This is a genomic window from Mycolicibacterium sp. MU0053 (assembly GCF_963378095.1).
Classification (GTDB): domain Bacteria; phylum Actinomycetota; class Actinomycetes; order Mycobacteriales; family Mycobacteriaceae; genus Mycobacterium; species Mycobacterium burgundiense.
Map to the genome: position 1 here is coordinate 3909051 of NZ_OY726397.1, position 20565 is coordinate 3929615.

19 protein-coding genes are annotated in these 20565 nt (G+C 69.2%); 2 read left to right on the forward strand and 17 right to left on the reverse strand.

What is annotated here, in order from left to right:
• Positions 1-55 precede the first annotated feature (55 nt).
• The 6 genes from RCP80_RS18490 to groES all read right to left on the reverse strand — a co-directional run bounded on the left by RCP80_RS18490 (position 56) and on the right by groES (position 7458).
• Positions 56-1606 (reverse strand): HD domain-containing phosphohydrolase, encoded by a 1551-nt coding sequence (locus RCP80_RS18490; protein ID WP_308479060.1) that lies wholly within the window; start codon positions 1604-1606, stop codon positions 56-58.
• Positions 1606-2163, reverse strand: coding sequence for a hypothetical protein (locus RCP80_RS18495; protein ID WP_373693375.1), 558 nt, complete (start codon positions 2161-2163; stop codon positions 1606-1608). Before RCP80_RS18495 ends, RCP80_RS18490 begins: the two co-directional genes overlap by 1 nt.
• Before the next feature lie 341 nt (positions 2164-2504).
• A complete protein-coding gene (locus RCP80_RS18500) occupies positions 2505-3554 on the reverse strand; it encodes a 3-deoxy-7-phosphoheptulonate synthase (RefSeq protein WP_308479061.1) in 1050 nt (349 codons plus the stop codon).
• A gap of 256 nt (positions 3555-3810) precedes the next feature.
• The gene (locus tag RCP80_RS18505) at positions 3811-5307 is read right to left on the reverse strand and encodes an adenylate/guanylate cyclase domain-containing protein (protein ID WP_308479062.1); all 1497 of its coding nucleotides are present in this window, start codon (positions 5305-5307) and stop codon (positions 3811-3813) included.
• A gap of 136 nt (positions 5308-5443) precedes the next feature.
• Positions 5444-7063: a chaperonin GroEL gene (groL, locus tag RCP80_RS18510; RefSeq protein WP_308479063.1), complete on the reverse strand. Its 1620-nt coding sequence runs from the start codon at positions 7061-7063 to the stop codon at positions 5444-5446.
• A 92-nt stretch (positions 7064-7155) separates the two neighbouring features.
• A complete protein-coding gene (gene groES, locus RCP80_RS18515; protein WP_003929249.1) occupies positions 7156-7458 on the reverse strand; it encodes a co-chaperone GroES in 303 nt (100 codons plus the stop codon).
• Between the two features lie 276 nt (positions 7459-7734).
• On the opposite strand from groES, the gene RCP80_RS18520 reads away from it, so the two are divergent.
• Positions 7735-9225, forward strand: coding sequence for an HNH endonuclease signature motif containing protein (locus tag RCP80_RS18520; RefSeq protein ID WP_308479064.1), 1491 nt, complete (start codon positions 7735-7737; stop codon positions 9223-9225).
• Here the strand turns inward: RCP80_RS18520 and RCP80_RS18525 are convergent.
• The 9 genes from RCP80_RS18525 to RCP80_RS18565 are packed head-to-tail and all read right to left on the reverse strand — an operon-like array spanning position 9222 to position 17325.
• Positions 9222-9665, reverse strand: a complete 444-nt coding sequence (locus tag RCP80_RS18525; protein WP_308479065.1) for a nuclear transport factor 2 family protein — start codon at positions 9663-9665, stop codon at positions 9222-9224. The two genes, RCP80_RS18520 and RCP80_RS18525, sit on opposite strands and share 4 nt — an antisense overlap.
• Positions 9662-10687: a tRNA (adenosine(37)-N6)-threonylcarbamoyltransferase complex transferase subunit TsaD gene (gene tsaD / locus RCP80_RS18530; protein ID WP_308479066.1), complete on the reverse strand. Its 1026-nt coding sequence runs from the start codon at positions 10685-10687 to the stop codon at positions 9662-9664. The genes RCP80_RS18525 and tsaD overlap by 4 nt, the downstream gene beginning before the upstream one ends.
• A complete protein-coding gene (gene rimI, locus RCP80_RS18535; RefSeq protein WP_308479067.1) occupies positions 10684-11160 on the reverse strand; it encodes a ribosomal protein S18-alanine N-acetyltransferase in 477 nt (158 codons plus the stop codon). Before rimI ends, tsaD begins: the two co-directional genes overlap by 4 nt.
• Positions 11157-11795 (reverse strand): tRNA (adenosine(37)-N6)-threonylcarbamoyltransferase complex dimerization subunit type 1 TsaB, encoded by a 639-nt coding sequence (gene tsaB, locus RCP80_RS18540; RefSeq protein WP_308479068.1) that lies wholly within the window; start codon positions 11793-11795, stop codon positions 11157-11159. Before tsaB ends, rimI begins: the two co-directional genes overlap by 4 nt.
• Positions 11792-12268 carry a tRNA (adenosine(37)-N6)-threonylcarbamoyltransferase complex ATPase subunit type 1 TsaE gene (tsaE, locus tag RCP80_RS18545; RefSeq protein WP_308479069.1) on the reverse strand — a complete coding sequence of 159 codons (477 nt, stop codon included), beginning with the start codon at positions 12266-12268 and terminating at the stop codon, positions 11792-11794. The genes tsaB and tsaE overlap by 4 nt, the downstream gene beginning before the upstream one ends.
• Positions 12261-13346, reverse strand: coding sequence for an alpha/beta fold hydrolase (locus tag RCP80_RS18550; protein WP_308479070.1), 1086 nt, complete (start codon positions 13344-13346; stop codon positions 12261-12263). The genes tsaE and RCP80_RS18550 overlap by 8 nt, the downstream gene beginning before the upstream one ends.
• Positions 13343-14473 (reverse strand): alanine racemase, encoded by a 1131-nt coding sequence (gene alr / locus RCP80_RS18555; RefSeq protein WP_308479071.1) that lies wholly within the window; start codon positions 14471-14473, stop codon positions 13343-13345. The genes RCP80_RS18550 and alr overlap by 4 nt, the downstream gene beginning before the upstream one ends.
• 37 nt (positions 14474-14510) lie before the next feature.
• Positions 14511-15899 (reverse strand): glutamate decarboxylase, encoded by a 1389-nt coding sequence (locus RCP80_RS18560; protein ID WP_308479072.1) that lies wholly within the window; start codon positions 15897-15899, stop codon positions 14511-14513.
• The gene (locus RCP80_RS18565; protein WP_308479073.1) at positions 15880-17325 is read right to left on the reverse strand and encodes an NAD(P)H-hydrate dehydratase; all 1446 of its coding nucleotides are present in this window, start codon (positions 17323-17325) and stop codon (positions 15880-15882) included. Before RCP80_RS18565 ends, RCP80_RS18560 begins: the two co-directional genes overlap by 20 nt.
• Before the next feature lie 31 nt (positions 17326-17356).
• Between RCP80_RS18565 and RCP80_RS18570 the strand changes: the two genes are divergently transcribed.
• A complete protein-coding gene (locus tag RCP80_RS18570; protein WP_308479074.1) occupies positions 17357-17728 on the forward strand; it encodes a nuclear transport factor 2 family protein in 372 nt (123 codons plus the stop codon).
• Here the strand turns inward: RCP80_RS18570 and RCP80_RS18575 are convergent.
• Positions 17714-18634 carry an alpha/beta fold hydrolase gene (locus tag RCP80_RS18575; protein WP_308479075.1) on the reverse strand — a complete coding sequence of 307 codons (921 nt, stop codon included), beginning with the start codon at positions 18632-18634 and terminating at the stop codon, positions 17714-17716. The genes RCP80_RS18570 and RCP80_RS18575 overlap by 15 nt on opposite strands.
• Positions 18634-20502, reverse strand: coding sequence for a glutamine--fructose-6-phosphate transaminase (isomerizing) (gene glmS / locus RCP80_RS18580; RefSeq protein WP_308479076.1), 1869 nt, complete (start codon positions 20500-20502; stop codon positions 18634-18636). Before glmS ends, RCP80_RS18575 begins: the two co-directional genes overlap by 1 nt.
• Between the last annotated feature and the right edge of the window lie 63 nt (positions 20503-20565).

Here is a 20565-nt window from a genome sequence, read left to right on the forward strand (position 1 = left end):
CTGGCCGGTCATGAAGCTGGAGGCCGCCGAGGCGAGAAACAGCGCCGGCCCCACCTCACTGTTGGACGGCCAGCCCGTTCTGCAGCGCGTACATGCTGGCGCCGATGCGGTTGGACACCCCGATCTTGGCGTAGGTGCGTTCCACGTGATTGCGCGCGGTCTTCTCGCTGATCACGAGCGTCGTCGCGATCTGCTTGTTGGACGCGCCGGTGGCGACCAGGCGTAGCACCTCGATCTCGCGCGGCGTCAACCGATCCGGTCGCACATGGACCCGGCGGTGGCGATGGTCGGCGGCATCGAGGACCGCCGCCACCGCGACGGAGTCCAGCTCCTCGGCGGCCGACCTGGCGCGCAGCCGTCGCTCGGCGTCGGCCGGTGACATCGCCGCCCGATAGGGCCGCGGTTCCAGCGCCGACTGGTAGCTCACGGCGGCCGCCAGGATGCGGTCGGACAGGCTCAGCGCGGGGCCGGCCAGATTCCGCGGATAGCCCGCGCCGTTCACACATTCGTGGTGGTTTCCGGCCACCGTGGCGACCTCACGCACGCCGTTGACCTGGCTGAGGATGCGCACGGTGAGGTACGGATGCAACCGGACTCGCTCGAACTCCCCCGCCGACAGGTGGGTGGGTTTGGACCAGACCTGATTCGATACCCCGATCCGACCCAGGTCGTGGACGTAGCCGGCGCGGCGAACCGTCGCCACCTCGGGCTCGGTGAGCCCGGCGATGCTCGCGGCGGATGCGGCAAGGTCGGCAACGGCGCGCGAATGTCCCAGGGTGAAGGGACATTTCAGGTCAACGAAGTCACCGAGTGCCCGCAACATCCCATCCAGGGCCGGGCCGTCCAGATGTTCACCACGGTCGGGGGCCTGACGCAGCGCGATGTCCCAGCTGCCGCCGACGGCGGGTCCGGCCAGGATCTGCTCCGCATCGGCGATGAACGCGTCGGCGATCTGCGGGTCGAACTGTCCGCCGCGGCGGGACCGCACCATCGCCACGGCACCCTGCACCCCCAACGTTCGGTGGTACACCTCGACGGTGTCGGCCAGCTGCGCTACCCGGATGGCGATCGGGAGCAGCTCGCCGCGGACACCGCCGGGCAACCCACCGCCGTCGAATCGCTCGAAGGTGAACCCGAGGGCGTGCTGCACATCGGCGCCCAGCCCCATTCGTTCGGCCAACAGCGCCGCCGATGTGCAGTGCGAGTGGATCAGCCGGGTCAGCTGCCCGCGGGCGTTGACGAACAACGCTCCCAGGACCAGTAGTCTTCGCGAAAGAGGTTCGCCACGAGCCACATTCGAAATCAAGAACCGGTAGTAGGGCAGGCCCGCCCAGTCGACCGAATAGGAATCGTGCCGCACGGCGATGTCGTCGCCGAACCAACGCGCGTATTCATGCGAATCGGCATGACAGCCGATCCACATGACGAGTGCGGTGTAGTAGATGCAGTCCCGCTGTCGAACGGGTAGACCCAGCCGGTCGGCGATCCTGGTACCGATCAACGCCGAGCGCAACATGTGCTCGGCTGGCTGACCCAGGCCGAGATCGACGGCCACCGACAGCGCCGCCAGCAGTTCGGCCCGGGTTGGCCCGGCGCCAGCGTTCATCAGCCAGATTCTGCCAACTCGGCGGCACCGTGGTGCCGGGTTGGATCAAACGCGTCGAACCGGCCCTGCCCCACCACCGCCAAGCCGCGCTGCGGTGCCCGGAAGTCGCCGAGACGCGCCTGTTCGGGCAACGGGGCGAGCTGTCCCAGGTCGCGGCCGTGCAGCATCGCCCGCGACGCGCGGACCGCCCATATCTGCTTGGGTGCGATGCGGAAGTGTTGGCCATTGGGCATGGTGCCGGCCAGGCGCACCTGTCCGGCCCCCAGCGCCGCTCCGGCGAAGCGGCCGATGCCGGCCAGCGCGCCAGAGTTGGTCCACAACCCGTCGGGAAGTCTGCATCCGATCACGGTGAACATCCGGGTTGCCGGGGTGTGTCGCAATTCCACCGTCCACCGCAACACGTCGGGGATGTCGACGTTCAGCGTGAAGTCCCCCGTCCAGGTGACGTCGACGGGGCACTGCACCGCCGCATGCGTGGTGGCCGTGCTGAAATAGCGCGCACAACTGTGCTCGGCCGGCGTGGTGGCATAGCCGGCGTGGTGGCATAGAAGGTCCATGCCCCGGCCGGGTCGCGGTGCCACACCGAGCGGTAACCGGGTACCGCCTCGGGTAGGAATGACGCGGCCGGGAAATCCCGTAGTGCCAGATAGTGGCCGCTCGCGAACGGCAATCCCATGACGCCGAATCCGGTGACGGTCTCGTCCGGGCCGGTGGGCAGTATCGGTGTGGTTGCCACCTCGGCGGCGGCGGTGCGCGGGTTTTTCACGGTGTTCATGGCGCCAGCGTGCGCCGTTCGCGCCGCGGTCACATGGGGCGGTTGCCTCAAAACGCCAACGCCCGCTAGCCCCGGACTGCGACGGCGTGACCGAACGGGCGCTGAAAACCCTTCGCCCGGCGGCTATCCCGCCAGCGTGCGCAGCACCTGATCAGTGGTCACCCAGTCCATGCACTTGTCGGTCACGGACTGTCCGTAGGTGAGCGGCTGGGCCTCGGGCGCCTGGGCACCTGCGACCAGGAAGCTTTCCAACATGACCCCGCTGACGGGGAGCCCGTCGCGCACGAGTTGCGCGACCTCGGCCGCCACGCCGGCCTGCCGCAAGTGGTCCTTGCCGGAATTCGCGTGGCTGCAATCGATGACCACGCGCCCGGGAAGCCCTGCGGCCTCCAGTCGGGCGACCGTGGCCGTCACCGCGGCGGCGTCACAGTTGGGGCCCCCGGTGCCGCCGCGCAGGATCACGTGGCAGTCCTCGTTGCCCTCGGTGGTCACCACCGCGCCCCGCCCGAGGTCGTCCATCCCGAAGAAGACATGCGAGGCCGCAGCGGATTTCGCACCGTCGACGGCGACCTGGGTGTTGCCGTCGGTGCCGTTCTTGAATCCGACCGGCATCGACAGACCCGATGCCAGCTGCCGGTGCACCTGCGATTCGGTGGTACGGGCGCCGATCGCGCCCCACGCCACCGCGTCGGCGATGTACTGCGGGCTCGTCGGTTCCAGGAACTCGCAGCCCACCGGCAGGCCGATGTCGATGATATCGAGCAGCAGCTGCCGCGCGACGCGCAGGCCGCGGGCCACGTCGAAGCTGCCGTCCATCCCCGGATCGTTGATCAGACCCTTCCAGCCGACCGTGGTGCGGGGCTTCTCGAAGTACACCCGCATCACGATCTTGAGCCGGTCACCGAGCTCGTCGGCGACCTTGGCGAGCCGGCTGGCGTACTCCAGCGCGGCCGCCGGGTCGTGTACCGAACACGGGCCCACCACCACCAACAGGCGGTCGTCGCGGCCGGCGAGGATGTCGGCGACCTCGTCGCGGTCCCGGGCTACCCGCTCGGCGCGCCGCGCGCCCAACGGGAACTCGGTGAGCACCTCGTGCGGGCTGGGGATCGCGCTGAAACTGCGGATCCGCCGGTCCGATGTCGACGGTGGGGTGACGGTCTGCGCGAGATTCATTTCTCGGGTGCCTTCCTGGTATGGGCACCTCAGCAAAAGTCCGGTGCCCTTGAATGACGAAAGGCAGCGACCTGATGGTCACTGCCTGGGCTCCGGGTGGATGCGTGCTTAGTGCTGCGCCTTATCGGCTCCGCCCGGAGCCTGGATAAAGCGCCAATAGCTGGCACACACGCCGATGTTCACGCCGCCCAGGCTATACCGCCGGCCGCGTTCGGGCAAAAGCGGGCCGCGTGAGGCGCGCTGGTGGCTGCCGCAGTTACCGGTCCAGGCCGAACACTTTCACCGCAGCCGACTTGCCCTTCAGACCGTGAAATCCCCGGTCGATCAGGGCGATGGGCCGGGAGGCCATCGCGTCCACCGTCTGTTGGGTGACCAGGATCGGATCACCGGTGTCCTTGGTGAGCTGTTCGACGCGGGCGGCCACGTTGACGGTGTCACCGATCAGGGTGAATTCGAGCTTGCCGGCCCCGCCGATGGTCCCGGCGATCACCAGACCGGTGTTGATCCCGATGCCGATGCGCAACTGCCCGCCGAATCGCTCGCCTACGAGGCGTTGGATCCGCACCGCGGCGGACACCGCGGCATCGGCATGCCCCGCAAGATCGTTCGGGGCACCGAAGACCGCCAGCGCGCCGTCGCCGAGGAACTTGTTGACGTGGCCGCCGGCATCGACGACCGCGGGCACCACCATCTCGAACAAGGCGTTGAGCCGAGCGACCGTGTCCTCCGCGGTGTTCGCCTCCGCGAACGGAGTGAAATCGCGGATGTCGACGAACATCACCGTCACCTCGCGGCGCTCACCGGTGAACACGTCGTCACCCTGCTCGAGCAACCGCGCCGCTAAAACCGGATCAACGTAGGTGCCGAACGCTCCCTGAAGTCGTTGCCGCTCGGCCAGACCCGCCTGCATGCGGTTGAACGACGCCGCCAGCGCTCCCAGATCGTCGTCCTGCACCACCGGCAGTCGTTGGCTGAAATCACCGGCCGCCACCCGCTCGGTTCCGGCGGCGAGATCGTGAATGGGTTGCAGCAGAGGCGAGTACGCGGCCCAGAGGAACGGCCCGATGACCAGCACCAGGGCGCCACCGATCACCATGGGTAGGACCGGGCCGTGGCTGGCGGCGTCCAATATGCCGCCCAGCATCGCGCCCGCGACGGCAAACGCGAACCCCACCGCAAGCATGGCCACGTTGGTCCACGTGGCGAACGCCGGGTGAGGACGGGGCAGGGCGTCGCCGATATCCGTACCCGAGGCGATCGCGGCTCTGGCGGGACGCAGGGTTTGCTCGGTGTAGCTGTGCACGGTGATCAGCTGGCCGGCAGTTCCGGCCACGGCGCCCAGGATCGCGTACTGGATGAGCCGCGATCCGCTCGCTCCGGCAATCGTCCCGACAACAGCGAAGAGCACCGCTGTCCAGACAAAGGAGACGACGACCCCCCTGGCGATCACTTTCCTGCCAAGGCGGTAGGTGGCGCGCAGTGCGTCCGCTGGGTCGACGTCGGTGCCGGCGGCCCACCGCTGGACGAGGCGGGCGTCTGATCCGTCGGGGAACACCAGCAAATACACGTACCCGAGTACGCCGACCACGGTAACGGCCGCCGCCGCCGCGAAACGATCAGACCTCTCGAAAGCGACGATGCCCATCGCCCAGGCGAGAAGAACCGGGAGCGACAGGGGGATCGTGAGCGCCCAGCATGCCCACGAATACCTGGATTTGTAGTGCTCCCACGCCGCTTGCCAAATGCGATCCATGCCAATAAAGAAACACCCGCCGATGATCAGCCGGGGCGTGTTTGCTCAACTCCGCGATTCGACGCCTTCGACACCCCTCAGAACCGAAAACACCCCCGACCCAACCGGGCCGGGGGTGCTTCGTCGGAACTACTGACTAGTGAGCGTGGCCGTGGTGGCCGTGCCCGTGATCCTCTTCCTCGACCGGCTTGTCGACGATCGCGGTCTCGGTGGTCAGCACCATCCGGGCCACCGATGCAGCGTTGAGCATCGCCGACCGAGTCACCTTGACCGGGTCGATGATGCCGTCGGCCAACAGATCCGAGTATTCCAGCGTCGCGGCGTTGAAGCCGTGTCCGGCCGGAAGTTCCGAGACCTTGCTGACGACGACGGCGCCGTCGAGACCGGCATTGCTGGCGATCCAGTACAGCGGCGTGCTCAGCGCGGACGAGAAGACGTCGACGCCCAAGGCCTCGTCACCGGAGAGCGAGTCCCGCAGTGCGGTAAGCGACTTGCGCGCCTGGATCAGTGCCGATCCGCCGCCGGCCACGACACCCTCTTCGACAGCGGCCTTGGCTGCTGCGACGGCGTCCTCGACGGCTTCCTTGCGCTTCTTGAGATCGGTCTCGGTGGCCGCGCCGACCTTGATGACGGCGACGCCGCCGGCCAGCTTGGCGAGCCGCTCTTCGAGCTTCTCCCGGTCCCAGTCGGACTCGCTGCTCTCGATCTCCGAGCGCAACTGCGCCGCACGCGCGTCCACGGCTTCCTTGGCGCCGCCACCGTCGACGAGCACGGTGTCGTCCTTGCTCACCACAACGCGGCGGGCGGTGCCCAGTACATCGAGGCCGACCTCACGCAGCACCAGCCCGACGTCGGGGTTGACCACCTGTGCGCCGGTCACGACGGCCAGGTCGTCCAGGAACGCCTTGCGCCGGTCGCCGAAGAACGGCGCCTTGACGGCGACGGCCTTGAGCGTCTTGCGGATGGCGTTGACGACGAGCGTCGACAACGGTTCACCCTCGACGTCCTCGGCGATGATCAGCAGCGGCTTACCCGCCTCGGCGACCTTCTCCAACAACGGCAGCAGATCCGGCAGCGAGCTGATCTTGTCGCGGTGCAGCAGTACCAGCGCGTCCTCGAGGACGGCTTCCTGCGAGTCGAAATCGGTGACGAAGTAGGCCGACAGGAAACCCTTGTCGAAACCGACACCGTCGGTGATCTCCAGCTCGGTGTTCAGCGTCGAGGACTCCTCGACGGTGACCACGCCGTCGGCCCCGACCTTGGTCATGGCCTCGCCGACCATCTCGCCGACCTCCGCGTCACGCGAGGACACGGTGGCCACCTGGGCGATGGCATTCTTGCCGTCGACCGGGGTGGCCGATGCCAGCAGGGCCTCGGACACGGCATCGGCGGCCTTGCCGATTCCCAGGCCGAGCGACATCGGATTGGCGCCGGCGGCGATGTTGCGCAGCCCGGCCTTGATGATGGCCTGGGCCAGCACCGTCGCGGTGGTGGTGCCGTCACCGGTGACGTCGTTGGTCTTGGTCGCCACCGACTTCACCAGCTGGGCGCCAAGGTTCTCGAATGGATCTTCGAGGTCGATCTCTCGTGCGATGGTCACACCGTCGTTGGTAACGGTCGGTCCGCCAAAGGCCTTGGCCAACACGACGTGTCGGCCGCGCGGGCCCAGCGTGATCTTGACCGCGTCGGCGAGCTTGTCAACGCCGGCCTCCAGGGCACGGCGTGCGGTCTCGTTGTATTCAATCTGCTTGCTCATAGCTGTCTTTCCCTACGGGTCAGTCCCACATGACGCGTACCGCCCCGGACATCACCCATTGCTGGGGACCTCCGGGGCGGCACGCTTTGTCGCTACTTGGAGACGACGGCCAGCACGTCACGGGCGGAGAGGATCAAGTACTCCTCGCCGTTGTACTTGATCTCGGTGCCGCCGTACTTGCTGTAGATGACGACGTCACCCTCCGACACGTCCAGGGGAATCCGCTTTTCGCCATCCTCATCCCAGCGGCCGGGGCCAACTGCGACGACGGTGCCTTCCTGCGGCTTCTCCTTGGCGGTGTCGGGGATGACCAGACCGGATGCGGTCGTGGTCTCAGCCTCGTTGGCCTGAACGAGGATCTTGTCCTCGAGTGGCTTGATGTTCACGCTCGCCACGATGGAGCCCCTTCACTCATGTTTCGCTCTTGGTTAGTGGTCGGCATTCGTTCCACTCTCGCGCCGTCGTCGCGGGTGCCGACCCGAGGCGGTTCGACTGCCGCCTAGCACTCTATACACGAGAGTGCTAGCACTCAAGGTCGGGTGCTGCCTATGGCACAAACTCGCTCCGGGCGAACGGGCAGGAGTCGCGGGTTATCCACAGTTACGAGTTCATCCACAGTCCACCGCATCGGGTTGGGCGAACGTCAGGAACCACGAAATAGAATCGCACACATGTTCGATGGATCGCTGCCGGAGCCGCCGGCATTGCCCCGAGCGAACGACGCCGCCCTGGTCGACGCTATCTCGGGGTGGTCCACTGCGGCTTCGGCCGCCGACGGTCGGCGCTTGGCGGCGATCGCCGAACTGGTGTCGCGGCGCTGCACCGACGAGCATCCCGACTGGGCCTGTGACGACTGGGACGCCACCGCCGCCGAGATCGCCGCCGCGCTCAACCTCAGCCACGGCCGCGCCTCGGGGCTGATGAATCTGGCGATCACGCTGCGTGACCGCTTTCCCCAAGTGAATGCGCTGCTGCTGGCCGGCGCCATCACGGCGTGGACGGCGCAGGTGGTCGCCGACCGCACCTGCCTGGTGTTCGACCCCGACGCGGTGGCCACTCTGGACGCGCGGATCGCGGAACGCGCGGTGACGTGGGGTCCGCTTTCGGAATACAAGCTGAGCCAGGCCCTGGATGTCTGGGTCGAGCAGATCGACCCCGGCGCGGTGCGCCGAGCCGGGACGAACGCCCGCAATCGCGACGTCACCCTCGGCGAACCCGACGAGCACAGCGGCACCACCGCCCTGTGGGGACGACTGCTGTCCACCGACGCCGCCCTGCTCGGCAAGCGCTTGACGGCCATGGCGAACGCGGTCTGCGCCGCCGACCCGCGGACCATGGCGCAACGCCGTGCCGACGCACTGGGGGCGCTTGGCGCGAAGTCCCAGCACCTGGCGTGCCTGTGCGGCTCCCCGGAGTGCCCCGCCGGCGCTGATGACGGCCGCGCGAGCAGCGTGGTGGTGCATGTCGTCGCCGAACAATCGGCCGTGGCGGAACCCGACGGACCAGCAGCGTCCAGCCTGCACGGAGACCACCACCCCAGATCCGAGCCCGCCTCGCGTCCGGCACCGGCGCTACTCGTCGAGGGCCGCGGCGGCATCGTGCCCGCGCCACTGTTGGCCGAGCTGGTGGCCCGCGGCGCCAAGGTGCGGCCGGTCACCACCCCCGCGCCCGCCCCCGAGCCGCACTACCGGCCCTCGGCCAAACTGGCGGAGTTCGTCCGGATCCGCGATTTGACCTGCCGCTTCCCGGGCTGCAACCGCCCGGCGTTCAGCACCGACATCGACCACACCCGCCCGTACCCCGATGGACCGACTCATGCGGGCAACAATGGGTGCTACTGCCGAAAACACCACTTGCTCAAGACATTTTGGCCGGGATGGAGCGATGAACAACTCGCCGACGGCACCATCCTCATCACGACACCCACCGGTCACACGTACCGGTCCAAACCCGGTGCCGCGCTCCTGTTTCCCAATTGGCCCACCCTCACACCGGTGCCGTCGGGAGCATCCGCACGCCCGACACCGGACTCGTTCGCCCGCACCCTGATGATGCCCCGGAGAAAGCAGACCCGCGCCCAGGCCCGCCAGTACCGCATCACCGCCGAACGCGCGCTCAATGACGCCGCCGTCGCCGAACGAAACAAACCCCCGCCGTTTTAGCCGAACCGGCTCGGGTCCATCAGCAGGTGGTCCGACACGTCGCCGAGCATCTCGATCGTCACGACGCGCTCGGTGAAATACCAGCCGCCCTCATCACGGGCGAAGGTGTCCGCGTAGCGGCCCACCGCGATGGGTTGCAACGGCACCGTCTCGGTCTGTTGCACCACACAGAATGTCGATCGAGCGGTCGCGGTGTCGCCGCCGATCTCGACGATCGGGTTGAGGACCAGATGCCGGGTCCGGGTGGCGTTGCCGGAATCGGGGAATCGTCGCGTGGTGGCGGCGAACAGCTCCGCAATGTGCTGCGCCCCGGCGACACCCATGAACGATCCGCGCCCCAGCAGCGCGCCCACCCCGTCGAAATCCCCGGCATCGATCAGTTCGGCGTAGCGGTACAGCAACTCGCTGATATCCAGCCGGTCGGCGGTCGCGGCGCTCACGCGACCTGGCTCCGCACGACGGGCAGGCCGGGGTCGCTGGCCACCCCCAGCGGCGACGCCGGCGCCCCCGCCGCGATCAGGTGGGCGGCGAACGAGGCGATCATCGCGCCGTTGTCGGTGCACAACCGCGGCCGGGGCACCCGCAGCGTCAAACCCGCCGCGGCGCAGCGTTCCTCGGCCAGCTCGCGCAGCCGGGAGTTCGCCGCCACCCCACCGGCGATGATCAGCGTCGACACCCCGAGGTCGGTGGCCGCCCGCACCGCCTTGCGGGTCAGGACGTCGGCGACGGCCTCCTGGAAGCCGGCGGCGACATCGGCGGCAGCAGCCTGGGGGTTCGCCTCCATGTGGCGGGCCACGGCCGTCTTGAGGCCCGAGAAGCTGAACGCGTACGGATTGTCGCGCGAACCGGTCATGCCACGCGGAAAGACGATCGCCTCCCGGTCCCCGGTTCGCGCCAGATCGTCGAGGACCTTGCCGCCGGGATAGCCCAGCCCGAGCAGCCGGGCCACCTTGTCGTAGGCCTCGCCGGCCGCGTCGTCGACGGTGCTGCCCAGTTCGATGAGCGGCTCGCCGAGCGACCGCACATGCAGCAGATGCGTGTGCCCACCGGAGACCAGCAAGCCGATGCTTTCCGGCAGCGGGCCGTGGTCGAAGACATCGGCGGCCAGATGCCCACCGAGGTGATTGACCGCGTAGAACGGCACCTCCCAGGCAGCCGCATAGGCCTTGGCCGCGGCCACTCCCACCAACAGCGCTCCGGCCAGCCCGGGGCCGATCGTCGCGGCCACCACATCGGGGCGCGCGACACCGGCATTGGCAAGCGCGCGGCGCATGGTGGGCCCCAGCGCCTCGAGGTGCGCCCGGGACGCGATCTCGGGCACCACGCCCCCGAACCGCGCGTGCTCGTCGACGCTGGAGGCCACCTCGTCGGCGAGCAGCGTCACCGTCCCGTCGGCGTCGAGGCGGGCGATGCCCACACCCGTTTCATCACAAGAACTTTCGATGGCAAGAATGACGGTCATCGGTGCTCTCCCGGCTCGAGTCGCATGGTGTAGGCGTCGGCGCCGCTGCCCGGGTAGTAACGCTTTCGCAAGCCTATGCGCGCGAAACCGGCGCTCTCGTACAGCGATATCGCGGCATCGTTGTCGGTGCGCACCTCCAAGAACACCGGCCCACCGGCGGCGAAGGCGAGCAGGTCATCGAGGAGCCGGCGGCCGATCCCGCGACCCCGGTACGCGGGCTCGACTCCGACGGTGTGTATCTCGTACTCGAACGGCTCGTCCCGTCCCAGGCGGGCAATCCCGGCGTAGCCGACCAGGCGGCCCGCCACCCGCGCCGCGACGTAGTGATTGTGCGGAGTGGCCAGGGCATGCCGGAAAGCGCGCGCCGGCCACGGATCGTCGCCGACGAACAACTCCGACTCCAACTGCGCGCACCGCTCGACATCGGCGCTGCGCAGCGCGTCGATCACCGCGTCGTCGACCTCGCCGGTCATCGCAGCCCCCGCTCGGCCAGCGTCTTGGCATCGGGGCGGCGCAGATACAGCGGCACCAGTGGATCCGGCTCAGCCTCCCAATCGGGCACGGCGCCAACCAGTGCCAGTGGCGACGGGTATTCCGGGCCGACCACCGGCACGCCGACCTGCGCGGCATGCTCGGGCGATCCCGCGACCGCGGTAAGGCCCGCCGTGTCCACATCGGCGAGCGCGGCCACCGCCGGTCCCCCGGTCCGCCGACCGTCCCGGTACCGGGCCCAGTACACCTCCCGGCGCCGCGCGTCGGTCACCACCAGGACGTCACCGCGGGTCTGTCCCCCGATGCCGTCGAGGCTGCACACGCCGTGCACCGGAATGCCGAGCGCATGCCCGTAGGCGGCGGCGGTGGCCATCCCCACCCGCAGACCGGTGAAGGGTCCCGGACCGCAGCCCACCACCACCGCGTCGAGATCACCCATCCGAAGCGCCGCATCAACAAGCGCGCCAAGCACATTCGGGGTCAGACATTCGGCGTGCGCGCGGGGATCCCGGGTCACCCGCTCGGCCAGCAGCTCACCCGGCCCCGCGCCGCGCCGAACGACGGCAGCGGTGACGGCGGGCGTCGCGGTGTCGATGACCAGCACCACGGCGGTCATGATCCGCTCCACGCCCACGTCGCGGTGCGCACCTCGGAATCGGCGGCCCGCTCGAGCCGAATGTCGAGGTGTCGCTCCGACAATCGCTCGGCCAGGCCCTCACCCCATTCGACCACCACCACCGCATCCTCGAGGTCGGTATCAAGATCCAGCGAGTCCAACTCGGCCAGCAGATCCGCCGCCGCGTGGTCGAGCAGCCGGTAGACGTCCACATGCACCAGCGCCGGTGCCCCGGCCTGCCGGGCCCGGTGCAGTCTGGCCAGCACGAACGTCGGGGAGGTGACCGGGCCGTCGACATCCATCGCCGCGGCAATTCCCTTGGCCAGCACTGTCTTTCCGGCGCCCAGCGGGCCTGAGAGCACCACCACGTCACCGGCTCGCAGCTGCGCACCCAGGCGTCGTCCCAGCGCCACGGTGTCCTCAGCGGTGTCCAGCGTGGCCACGCCGGTGCCCGGTCGTCGCTCGTCAGCCACGGGAGCGGGTCCGTTCCCGCAGCCGGCGGGTCATCGCCACCAGCTTGTTGGGGGTGGCCCGGTCGACCAGCCGCGCCAGGGCATCGTTGATCACCGCCGGCTCCTCCAGCTGGACCAGGTGGCCGGCGTCCCCGATGACCAGTAGCTCCGACTTCCCCAGCACGGCCGCCATCTCCGCGGCGTGTTCCGTTGTGGTCAGCACATCGGCGGAGCCGCAGACGACCAGCGTGGGCAGCCCGGCCAGTGCGGTCAACCCGTCGGCCTCGTCGTGGGTGCCGAGCGCGTGCAGGAAACCGACCATGGTCTTGACCGGGGTGTCGTGGATCATCTGCTCGGCGTAGCGGGCCACCGTCGGGCTGACCCCGTCGTCGCCGAACGAGGCCGCCTGCAGGATCGGGGCCAGCACCGTGCGCACCGCGCCGCGGCCGCGGTGCAACAGGTTGGGGGCGTAGCGGGTGGCGAAGCGCGCCATCTCCAAGGCCGGGTTCTGCAGGATCTCCCCGACTGGAGAACGCGAAAGTCCTTCGGCCGCCGACGAAATGATCGCAGCACCGACGATGTGGGTACCGTACTGCTCGGGGAACTGACGCGCATGGGACAGCACCGTCATGCCGCCCATCGAATGCCCGATCAGAACCACCGACCCGCGGGGCGCCAGCAGGGTGAGCACGGTCTCGAGGTCCCGACCGAGCTGCTCGACGGTGTAGGTCTTGTACGACGCCACCCCGGACCGGCCGTGGCCGCGCTGGTCGTAGAACACCATGCGGACGTGATCGCCCCACACCGGCGCCAGGTCGCGCCGCTGGAAGTAGAACGAGCCCATGCCCATGCAGAAGCCGTGGACGAACACCACCGTCACCTCGGCGTCGGCCGGACCCACCTCCCGCACCGCGAGGTCGACGCCGTCCGGGGTGGTCACCACGCTGCTGCGGTCGGTGTCGAAGATGTCGAAATCCTCGCCCGCATAAGGGTCTTCACGCGGGTTTCGGCGCGTCAGGGAGCGCGCGGTGGACGCCCCGGCCACGGTGCCGACCGCCCCGAGTCCGGCCACTCCGGCCAACCACCGCCGGGCGCTCACGCCGCACCACCGCCGGTGTAGACGCGAGTGACCCGGCCGCGGGGGCTGGTCACCACCTCGTAGTGGATGGTGCCCAGCAGCTCGGCCCAGTCCGCCGCGGTCGACTCTCCTCGAGCGCCCGGCCCGAACAGGACGGCCTCGTCACCCTCCACCACGTCCGTGGCGCCGGGGCCGAGGTCGACGACGAACTGATCCATGCAGATCCGGCCGATGTTGGGCCGCCGCCGCCCGTGGATGGTGACCTCGAATCGTCCGCTTAGCGTCCGGAACACCCCGTCGGCGTAGCCCAGCGGAATCAGCGCCACCGTGGTGTCGCGGTCGGCGATCCAGGTGTGCCCGTAGGACACGCCGGCACCGGCCCGCACCGCCTTGACCATCGCGACCGGAGCCGTCAGCGTCATCGCCGGGATCAGGCCGGCGTCGCCGTGCTCGGGCACCGGGTTCAGGCCGTAGGCGGCGATGCCGGGACGGACCATGTCGAACGCCAGATCGGGTCGGGTCAGGGTGGCCGGCGAGTTGGCCAGATGCGCCACCTCGAAGATGACCCCGTCCCGGCGGGCCAACGCGATCAGGTCGGTGAAGCACTTGGCCTGCAGATCGTTGGTGGGATGCGCGGGCTCGTCGGCGCACGCCAGATGGGACATGATGCCGCGGCTGTGCAGTGCCCCCTCGGCGACGCCGCGACCGAGCGCCGCAACCAGGTCGGGGAAATCGGCGGCCGCCACGCCGTTGCGGTTGAGCCCGGTGTCCACCTTGACCGTCACCGACGCCGTGGTGTTCTCCTGCCGGGCGGCGGCCAGCACGTCGTCGAGCTGGCGCAGCGAGGACACCCCGAGCTGGACATTCGCGCGCAGGGCGGCCGCGAAGTCGGTGCCCGGCGGGTGCAGCCACGCCAGCACCGGGGCCGTGACGCCCCCGCCGCGCAGGCCCAGCGCCTCCTCGATCGTCGCGACCCCGAGTTCGGCCGCCCCTGCGGCTATCGCGGCGCGCGCCACCGGGGCGGCACCGTGTCCATAGCCGTCTGCCTTGACAACGACCATCACCTGGGCCGAGTGCGCGCATTCACGCAGCGTGCCGACGTTGTGCGCGATCGCGCCCAGGTCGACGACGGCGGCGGGTCGGTTCATGTTGTGATCACCGTCGTCGATTGTCCCAGGCGCGCACTCAGTGAGCGAAATGCTCCTCGTCGGCGAACCCGCCGACCCCCACTTTGTCGAGCTTGGCCAGCACTTCCACCAGGTCGTCGCGCAGCGCCCGGGCCAGGTTCGCCGAGAATCCCTCGCGCACCACAATGCGCAGCACGGCGACATCGGAGGCACCGTCGGGCATCGTGTAGGCCGGCACCTGCCAGCCGTAGCCGCGCAGCAGCGCCGATACGTCGTACACGGTGTACTTGACGTCCGCCTTCAGCTTGAACGAGAGCACCGGGATCGCCGAGCCGTCGGAGATCACCTCGAACACCTTCAGCGCCGCCACCTCATGCGCCAGCCATTGCGCGGTGTCGGACAGGCTGCGCATCACCTCGGTGTAGCCGGCGCGACCGAGCCGCAGGAAGTTGTAGTACTGGCCGACGACCTGGTTGCCGGGCCGGGAGAAGTTCAACGTGAACGTCGGCATGTCGCCGCCGAGATAGTTGACCCGAAACACCAGTTCCTCGGGCAGGTGCTCGGCATTGCGCCACACCACGAAGCCGATGCCTGGATAGGTCAGGCCGTACTTGTGGCCGCTGACGTTGATCGACACCACCCGCGGCAACCGGAAGTCCCACTCCAGATCGGCGTGCAGGAACGGCACCACGAAGCCGCCGCTGGCGGCGTCGACATGCACCGGGACGTCCGGGCCGCCCGTACCGGTCAGCGCGTCGAGCGCCGCGCAGATCTCCGCGACGGGTTCCAGTTCGCCGGTGTAGGTGGTGCCCAGGATCGCCACCACGCCGATGGTGTCCTCGTCGACGGCGGCGGTCACCTGCTCGGGGGTGATCACGTACCGGCCATCCTCCATCGGCAGGTAGCGGGCCTCCACGTCGAAGTAGCGACAGAATTTCTCCCAGACCACCTGCACGTTGGAACCCATCACCAGGTTGGGGGTGCGGGTCTTCCAGCCGGTCTTGGGGTCCTCACCCACGCGCTGGCGCCACCGCCACTTCATCGCCAGCCCCGCGAGCATGACGGCCTCGCTGGAGCCCACGGTGGACACCCCGATGGCGGTCGACGGGTCGTCGTCGCGCAGCCCTTCGGCGTGAAACAGGTCCGCCACCATGCACACGCAGCGCTGTTCGATCGCCGCGGTCACCGGGTACTCGTCCTTGTCGATCATGTTCTTGTCGAAGGTCTCCGACATCAGCTCGCCGGCCTCCGGATCCATCCAGGTGGTGACGAAGGTGGCGAGGTTGAGCCGCGAGCTGCCGTCGAGCATCAGCTCGTCGTGGATGTAGCGGTAGGTCTCGTCCGGTGAGGTGGACTCGTCGGGCAGCCGCAGCGCGGGAGTTCGCCACGTCGACGGCCGTCCGGTGTAGGCGGGCTCCGAGCCGGAGTTACGCGTCATTCTGTGCATGAGGACCTTTCTGCAGGATGGAACCGAGTGCGGTGCGCAGGTGCGCGAGAATGCGGGACGCTGAGATCGGTACCGGCGCCGGGCCGGGCTCGGCCGCGGCGAGCGCGGCGGCACGGGTGTGGACAAAGGCTCCGGCGGCCGCGGCCTCTGCGGCGGGCAGGCCGGCAGCCAGCAGCGCGCCCAACACCCCGGAGAGTACATCGCCGGAACCTGCGGTGGCGGCCCAGGATTCGCCGGCCGGATTCAGGTATACCGGACCGCCGGGCGCGGCGATCACGGTGACGTTGCCCTTCAGCAGCACCGTCGCGCCGGTGTCGTCGGCCAGCGCACGCACCGCCGCGACGCGGTCCTGGGCCGGCGGCGCCCCGGCCAGGCGCTCGAACTCGCCGGCATGGGGGGTCAGCAGCGTCGGTGCGGTGCGCGCCCGCAGCCCATCGCGGCGCCGGGCCAGGACGGTCAGTCCGTCGGCGTCCACCAGCACCGGCACATCGCTGCCCAGCGCGAACGCCAGGGCCTGCTCGGCGGCATCGTCGACGCCCAGACCCGGTCCGACGACCCACGCCTGGACCCGGCCGGCCTGCTGCGGGTCGGGCGCAGCCACCACCTCGGGCCAGTGCGAAACCACCTCGGCGGCAGCACTTCCCGCGTACCGGACCATGCCCGAGTGGGTGGCGACCGCGGCACCCGCGCACAGGATCGCCGCCCCGGGATAGCGATCGGAGCCGGCCAGCACCCCGGTCACCCCCTGGGTGTACTTGTCGTCGCGACGGCCCGGGACCGGCCAGCATGCGGCGACGTCGGTGGCCTCGAACTCGCGCACCTCGGTGTCGGGCAGCGCCAAGCCGATGTCGACGAGTTCGACGCGGCCACAGTCGGCCAGCGCGTGCACGGGCTTGCGCCCGCCGAAGGTGACGGTCAGGTCGGCCCGCACCGCGGGACCGGTGCGGGCCCCGGTGTGCACGTCGATGCCGCTGGGGATGTCCACGGCGACCACGGGGGCCTCGGTGCGTGCGAAGATCTCGGCCGCCTCGGGCCGCAGCGGGCCGCGCCCCGATATGCCCACGACACCGTCGATCACCAGATGGGTTGCCGGGGAGATGGTTTGCACCACCCTTCCGCCCGCGCGCCGAAACGCCGCCAACGCCGCAGGATGAGTGCGGTCCGGGCGCAGCAGGACGGCGTCGGCGGCCGCGCCGCGGCGACGCAGGAACGCCGCGGCCCACAGCGCGTCGCCGCCGTTGTCGCCGGAACCGACCACCGCGCACACCCGGCGCCCGAAGATTCCGCCGGTGCGGGCGATGAGTTCGCGGGCGATCGCGGTGGCCAAACCGTAGGCGGCCCGGCGCATCAGCGCACCCTCGGGCAGCGCTGCGAGGAGGGGGGCTTCGGCGGCGCGAATCGCGTCGGCGGTGAAGTAGTACCGCATCGAACACACGTTACGTGGGTATCTCTGGAACATGCGAGATTCAGAACTCACCAACGAACTGCTCGAATTCGAACATGCCGGCTGGAAGTCGCTGTGCGACGGCAGCGGCGACGCCTTTTACGGCAACATGATGACCGACGCCGCGGTGATGGTGCTGGCCAACGGAGCGGTGCTGGACCGCGACGCGGTCACCGCGGCGCTCGGTCAGTCGCCGCCCTGGGCGCGCTACGAGATCTCCGAGGTCCGACTCATCGAGATCGCGCCCGACACGGCCGCCCTGGTCTACACCGGAACCGGCTGGCGCGACGACACCGAACCGTTCGTCGGCGCCATGTCCTCGGTGTACCACCGCGGCCCGGACGGCTGGAAGCTGATGCTGTACCAGCAGTCAGCCAAGGGCTGAATCCCAGAACGCGGATGCCACCTCCGCGATCTTCTCCGGGTATTCGCCGTTGATCGCGTGCGAGGCCGTAGGCCACAGCTCGACCTGGCTGTGGCGCAGGAGCTTTCGTGCGTTTTCGGTGGCGCGGTGCGCATTGAGCATCACGCTGCGACCCGCGATGAACGCCAACACCGGAACCTCGAGGGATCTCAGTTGTTGCTCGGTGAACCGCCGGGGCATGGCGGAGCGCAGCACGAAGTTCTTCGCGCCGGCCGCGATCAGCGACGCCACCGGTTCGGCTTCCTCGAGGTCCACCCCGCCGGAGATCCAGCGCAATGTCCGGCGCCGCAAGGACTCGGGCACCCCCGGCAGGTACATCGCCATCGAGGCCAGGACGGTTGTGACCGGCAACCGGTCGAACGTCAGGACCGCATCCAGCAGTGTCAGCGAGGCCACCCGGCCCGGACGGTGCACCGCGGCGTTGGTGGCCGTCCAACCCCCGATCGATACGCCGAGCAGATGCGCGCGGTGCACGCCGAGCCCGGCGAGTGTCTCGTCCAGCCACTGCGCCTGATCTTCGGCCCCGGCGATGCGACGGGTCTGCACCGACAGTCCCGCCTCGCCGAGCAGATCGAGGCAATAGACGGTGCGGCGGTTGCGCAGCGGTTCCAGGTTGACCCCGTACATCGGGGTGGACGCGTTGCGCCCGGGCAGCAGCAACACGGGCGCGCCGGCCGGACCGTCGAACCGGTAGACCCGCACGGTCCCGAAGGTTGTCGGGATGTCACTCGAGGTGTACGGCGGTAGTCGCGCCATGCCGGACCGATAGGCCCGGAGATACTCGGCGAACGCCGCGGCGCTGCGGAAATAACCGACGTCGCGGTGCCGCCCGATGTTGACGGGTGGAACAGCGAACGCGGCCGGCATTACTCGACGGTCACCGACTTGGCGAGGTTGCGCGGCTTGTCGACGTCGTATCCCCGGGCCTGCGCCACCGCGGCGGCGAACACCTGCATCGGGATGGTCGACAGCAGCGGCTGGTAAAGCGTTGGCACGGCGGGCATTTCGATCAGGTGGTCGGCGTAGGGCCGCACCGTCTCGTCGCCCTCCTCGGCGATCACCACGGTCACCGCCCCGCGCGCCTGGATCTCGCGGATGTTGGACATCAACTTGGCGTGCAGCACCGCCGCACCCTTCGGGGAGGGCATCACGACGATCACCGGCAGCCCGTCTTCGATCAGGGCGATCGGTCCGTGCTTGAGCTCACCGGCGGCAAAGCCCTCGGCGTGCATGTAGGCCAGTTCCTTGAGCTTGAGCGCGCCCTCCAGCGCCACCGGGTAGCCGACATGGCGACCGAGGAACAGCACCGTCGGGGAGGCCGCGAAGCGCGCCGCGATCGCCGCCACGGCGTCCATCCGGGTGAGCACCTCGGCCACCAGCGCGGGCATGGCCTCCAACTCGTGATATTCGCGTGCCACCTCGTCGGCGTACTTGGTGCCGCGGGCCTGTGCCAGCGCCAGGCCGACGAGGTAGTTCGCGGTGATTTGCGCCAGGAACGTCTTGGTGGACGCGACGCCGATCTCCGGCCCGGCCCGGGTGTAGAGCACCGCGTCGCATTCGCGGGGGATCTGGCTGCCGTTGGTGTTGCAGATCGCCAGGACCTTGGCCTTCTGGTCCTTCGCGTGGCGCACCGCCTCGAGCGTGTCGGCCGTTTCACCGGACTGCGAGATGGCGATCACCAGCGTGCTGCGATCCAGCACGGGGTCGCGGTACCGGAACTCGCTGGCCAGTTCCACCTCGACCGGCAGCCGGGTCCAGTGCTCGATGGCGTACTTGGCCAGCATCCCGGAGTGGTAGGCCGTGCCGCATGCCACGATGAAGACCTTGTCGACCTCGCGCAGTTCCTGATCGCTCATCCGCTGCTCGTCGAGCACGATGCGGCCGTCGACGAAGTGGCCCAGCAGGGTGTCCGCCACCGCTTGGGGCTGCTCGGCGATCTCCTTGAGCATGAAGTACTCGTAGCCACCCTTTTCGGCGGCCGACAGATCCCAGTCGATCTGGAATTCCCGAGCACTGGCGGCGTCGTCCACGCCGGCGAAGTCCGTGATCCGGTAGCCGTCGGCGGTGATCACCACGGCCTGGTCCTGGCCGAGTTCCACCGCGTGGCGGGTGTGCTCGATGAACGCCGCGACGTCGGAGCCGACGAACATCTCGCCCTCGCCGATGCCGACCACCAGCGGGGTGGACCGGCGGGCGGCCACGATGGTGCCGGGCTCGTCGGCGTGCGCGAACACCAGCGTGAAGTGGCCTTCCAGGCGGCCCAGCACGGCGTACACCGAGGCCACGAAGTCACCCGCGGTCGCGCCCTCCTTGTAGGCCCGCGCCACCAGGTGCACGGCCACCTCGGTGTCGGTGTCGCTGGCGAACTCGACGCCGGCCGATTCCAGCTCGGCGCGCAGGCCCGCGAAGTTCTCGATGATGCCGTTGTGGACGACGGCCAGCTTGCCGGCGGCGTCGCGGTGCGGGTGGGCGTTGCGGTCGGTGGGACGGCCGTGCGTCGCCCACCGGGTATGTCCCATCCCGGCGGTGCCGGCCAGCGCGTCGTCGTCGGTCTCGGCCAGCGCTTGTTCGAGGTTGGCCAGGCGCCCGGCGCGCCGACGGACCGTCATCTGGCCATCACCGGCGAGCAAGGCGATGCCCGCGGAGTCATAGCCCCGGTATTCCATCCGACGCAGGGCGTCGATCACGACACCGCGGGCGGGACGGTGCCCGACATAACCGACGATTCCGCACATGACTATCGAGAGTAGTGGAGAGCGCCGCCGGAGCCCTTGTCGACGGATGTGAGTTAACGTCAT

What these genes read in the sequence shown, in the direction of transcription:
- rimI (WP_308479067.1), bottom strand. Translation starts at nt 11,160, where the DNA reads ATGACCGGCGAGGTCGACGACGCGGTGATCGACGCGCTGCGCAGCGCC.
- alr (WP_308479071.1), bottom strand. Translation starts at nt 14,473, where the DNA reads ATGAACCGACCCGCCGCCGTCGTCGACCTGGGCGCGATCGCGCACAAC.
- RCP80_RS18520 (WP_308479064.1), top strand. Translation starts at nt 7,735, where the DNA reads ATGTTCGATGGATCGCTGCCGGAGCCGCCGGCATTGCCCCGAGCGAAC.
- RCP80_RS18565 (WP_308479073.1), bottom strand. Translation starts at nt 17,325, where the DNA reads ATGCGGTACTACTTCACCGCCGACGCGATTCGCGCCGCCGAAGCCCCC.
- RCP80_RS18575 (WP_308479075.1), bottom strand. Translation starts at nt 18,634, where the DNA reads ATGCCGGCCGCGTTCGCTGTTCCACCCGTCAACATCGGGCGGCACCGC.
- RCP80_RS18500 (WP_308479061.1), bottom strand. Translation starts at nt 3,554, where the DNA reads ATGAATCTCGCGCAGACCGTCACCCCACCGTCGACATCGGACCGGCGG.
- glmS (WP_308479076.1), bottom strand. Translation starts at nt 20,502, where the DNA reads ATGTGCGGAATCGTCGGTTATGTCGGGCACCGTCCCGCCCGCGGTGTC.
- RCP80_RS18490 (WP_308479060.1), bottom strand. Translation starts at nt 1,606, where the DNA reads ATGAACGCTGGCGCCGGGCCAACCCGGGCCGAACTGCTGGCGGCGCTG.
- RCP80_RS18495 (WP_373693375.1), bottom strand. Translation starts at nt 2,163, where the DNA reads ATGGACCTTCTATGCCACCACGCCGGCTATGCCACCACGCCGGCCGAG.
- RCP80_RS18570 (WP_308479074.1), top strand. Translation starts at nt 17,357, where the DNA reads ATGCGAGATTCAGAACTCACCAACGAACTGCTCGAATTCGAACATGCC.
- tsaD (WP_308479066.1), bottom strand. Translation starts at nt 10,687, where the DNA reads ATGACCGTCATTCTTGCCATCGAAAGTTCTTGTGATGAAACGGGTGTG.
- groL (WP_308479063.1), bottom strand. Translation starts at nt 7,063, where the DNA reads ATGAGCAAGCAGATTGAATACAACGAGACCGCACGCCGTGCCCTGGAG.
- RCP80_RS18560 (WP_308479072.1), bottom strand. Translation starts at nt 15,899, where the DNA reads ATGCACAGAATGACGCGTAACTCCGGCTCGGAGCCCGCCTACACCGGA.
- RCP80_RS18505 (WP_308479062.1), bottom strand. Translation starts at nt 5,307, where the DNA reads ATGGATCGCATTTGGCAAGCGGCGTGGGAGCACTACAAATCCAGGTAT.
- tsaB (WP_308479068.1), bottom strand. Translation starts at nt 11,795, where the DNA reads ATGACCGCCGTGGTGCTGGTCATCGACACCGCGACGCCCGCCGTCACC.